Raw genomic sequence first — 2798 nt, forward strand, 5'->3', positions numbered from 1 at the left:
GTGGCTAGATTATCCTTGAAGAAATATGAGGTTACGGCTAACTAAGCGCCATTGAAGACGGCACCCTTTTGGAAGTACCATCCCTGGTGGTGGACCATCCCTTTGAGTATCCTCACGGGGGTTCTATTTGTTTCCGCCCGTACTCCAGAATGCATTTGGTCCAGACGATGTTCAAGCACTCGGAATCCGTACCCAAGGCCATGACCCCGATCTTCAATGAGATCGTTGCGATCACCGATGCCTTTTGCGCCGAGCATCTGACGAACAGTTATGCAACCTTGGCCAGATTCATGGCTGCGGCTCTTTCCAGAAAGCGGCCATCCCCGCTGTCGGTCGGTCGCCCAAAGACCTGGGCTGCGGGAATCGTTTATGCCCTGGGCCGGGTCAATTTCCTGTTCGACCCTTCCAGCAAGCCACATTTCACCGCGACGGACCTCTGCGGGTTGTTCGGCGTCAGCCAGAGCGCGGCCTACGGCAAGTCGAAGGAGGGCTGGGACTCACTGGACCTGATGCAGATGGATCCCCGCTGGTCTCTGCCAGAATGCGCGGACCGGAACCCGTTGCTGTGGATGGTATTTCTCAACGGTCTGATTGTCGATATCCGAAGCTACCACCGCGAAACTCAGGAGGTTGCCTTCGAACAGGGGTTGATCCCATTTGTGCCCTCTCCTGAAGGAAAAGATGATGAGGCGGCCAGTCAGCAAGGGCTTCTTCCCGATCAGACACTGGGAAAAGCTCTTGCTGGAAGTCCAGAAACACCCGTGGTTCGGCTCTTGTCGTTCGAAATCACCTATGATGAGTTGGACGACGAATTCAATAAACGCCTCGCACAGATTCCGAACGACGGGCAGGAACTGTATGATGGTATCAATGAGGATCCGCACGGTGCGATCAAACGGCTGAAAGAACTGATCGGCCAATACCCTGACATCCCGATGCTTTACAATTGGCTCTGCGTTGCATGCTCCAAGGTCGGGGACCACCAGGAAGCCAAAACGGTGGCGGAAACCAATTTCCAACGCCATCCTGGATACCTGTTCGGGCGGCTGAATTATGCGGAGATCCTGCTGACCGAGGGAAAAATCCGCGAGGCATTCGAAGTCCTGGGAAAATCTTTTGTTCTGACTGATGTGGTGCCTGACCGGGAAATGTTCCATTTCAGCGAGGTTTTGAGTTTCTATGGATTGGTGGCCCGCTATGTTCTTCGTCTGGGCAAACTCAAGAGCGCTATGGGTTTCCTCGATATGCTTCAGAAGGTTGAACCGGACCACCACATCACCCAATGGTTGGAGAAACTGGTCGTTCGGCACACTCCGGGACCGATTCCCCCAGATGCCAAGCGATTTCTATCTCTCAGGTGACCGGTGCAGACGATTGTCGAGAATTTCATCGTCAAATCATCAATATTGCTATGAAAGGATGATGCAAGTGAAAACCAAGGACAATCTGAAAGCCGCCTTCGCCGGAGAAAGCCAGGCCAACCACAAGTATCTCGCCTTCGCCAGGAAGGCCGAACAAAAGGGATAGCCTGACGGTTTCCGATGAGACTGTGGACGCTCCATCCGCAACATCTTGACGCCCAGGGGTTGGTCGCCCTGTGGCGGGAGGCGTTGCTGGCCCAGAAGGTGCTTCAGGGGCTGACCCGGGGATACACCAGCCATCCCCAGCTTCAACGCTTCCGGGAACAGGATGATCCCGTCGGCGCAGTATCCGCCTACTTGCGGGATGTGCAGCGGGAGGCGACCCGGCGGGGCTACCGCTTCAACGCCTCTCGCATCGTTCCATCCAAATGGGAAGGCCTGATCCGGGAAACCACCGGCCAACTTCTGTACGAGTGGGATCACCTCTTGAGAAAGACGGCCCTGCGCAACTTTGCCCACCACGCCATGCTCCTGACCAGCGCCGGGCCGACGCCCCATCCCCTGTTCACCTTGGTGGATGGTGGACTGCGGACATGGGAGCGCACCGGGTCGCAACTGGCGGCCTCGACATGATGATCTACGTGGATGCCGACGCCTGTCCGGTGAAGGCCGAGGTGATGCGGGTCGCCGAACGCCATGGCCTCGCCGTCCATATGGTCAGCAACCAATGGATGCGCCTGCCCGCCCATCCCCTGCTGAACCTCCAGGTTGTCTCGGGCGGTCTGGACCAGGCCGACGATTGGATCGTGGAACGCATCGAGCGGGGGGATATCGCCGTCACGGCGGACATCCCGCTGGCCGCCCGCTGTCTGGCCAAGGGCGCTTGCGTCGTCGGTCCCACCGGCAAACCCTTCGATGAAGACGGCATCGGCATGGCGCTCGCCATGCGCGATCTCAACGCCCACCTTCGCGATACGGGGGAGATCCGGGGTGGCGGCCCGCCCTTCGGCAACAAGGACCGGTCGCGGTTCCTGCAAACTCTGGAAGAGGTGATTCAGGCCTTCAAACGGGGTCGGTGATCTCGTCTCAGGCGGTTTGGCCTTCCTTCCGCAAATCCCCCATCACCTCCTGAACCCGTTCCAGTTCAACCGGGCGCGTGCGATTCGGGCGGCCTGGGAGGCATGGCCCAATCGGGTGGCCGGTCCCATGGGTGCCGAACTCGGGGTGGAGATGCGCACCCTGCGCAGTACGTTGGAGAAATTCGTTCGGGCACATCTGCTGGAGCTGTCTGGCACGATGGGAGAAGAGGCGACCGATGAATGAGACCGCCCGGCTTTACAACGAGGCCTTCTCCCAGGGGCTGCGGCCTGACCCTCGGCTGCTGGTCTCCCAATGGGCCGACCGGCACCGGGTGCTCTCATCAGTCTCCTCCAGCGA

At 58.7% G+C, this 2798-nt stretch carries 3 protein-coding genes and 1 pseudogene; all 4 read left to right on the forward strand.

The features are described 5' to 3' along the window. Positions 1 to 167 precede the first annotated feature (167 nt). The 4 genes and pseudogenes from HQL56_19410 (at position 168) to HQL56_19425 (ending at position 2440) form a co-directional block, all read left to right on the forward strand. Positions 168 to 1361 carry a tetratricopeptide repeat protein gene (locus tag HQL56_19410; GenBank protein MBF0311685.1) on the forward strand — a complete coding sequence of 398 codons (1194 nt, stop codon included), beginning with the start codon at positions 168 to 170 and terminating at the stop codon, positions 1359 to 1361. 61 nt (positions 1362 to 1422) lie between these two features. After that, positions 1423 to 1524, forward strand: a pseudogene (locus tag HQL56_19415) (rubrerythrin family protein). Between the two features lie 17 nt (positions 1525 to 1541). Continuing rightward, the gene (locus tag HQL56_19420; protein MBF0311686.1) at positions 1542 to 1994 is read left to right on the forward strand and encodes a DNA lyase; all 453 of its coding nucleotides are present in this window, start codon (positions 1542 to 1544) and stop codon (positions 1992 to 1994) included. Further along, positions 1991 to 2440 (forward strand): YaiI/YqxD family protein, encoded by a 450-nt coding sequence (locus tag HQL56_19425; GenBank protein ID MBF0311687.1) that lies wholly within the window; start codon positions 1991 to 1993, stop codon positions 2438 to 2440. The genes HQL56_19420 and HQL56_19425 overlap by 4 nt, the downstream gene beginning before the upstream one ends. The last annotated feature ends 358 nt before the right edge of the window (positions 2441 to 2798 follow it).

This window comes from Magnetococcales bacterium (assembly GCA_015231925.1).
In the GTDB taxonomy this organism is placed as follows: domain Bacteria; phylum Pseudomonadota; class Magnetococcia; order Magnetococcales; family JADGAQ01; genus JADGAQ01.

Coding starts and splice junctions, on each gene's coding strand:
- HQL56_19410 (MBF0311685.1), top strand. CDS start 168: ATGTTCAAGCACTCGGAATCCGTACCCAAGGCCATGACCCCGATCTTC.
- HQL56_19420 (MBF0311686.1), top strand. CDS start 1,542: ATGAGACTGTGGACGCTCCATCCGCAACATCTTGACGCCCAGGGGTTG.
- HQL56_19425 (MBF0311687.1), top strand. CDS start 1,991: ATGATGATCTACGTGGATGCCGACGCCTGTCCGGTGAAGGCCGAGGTG.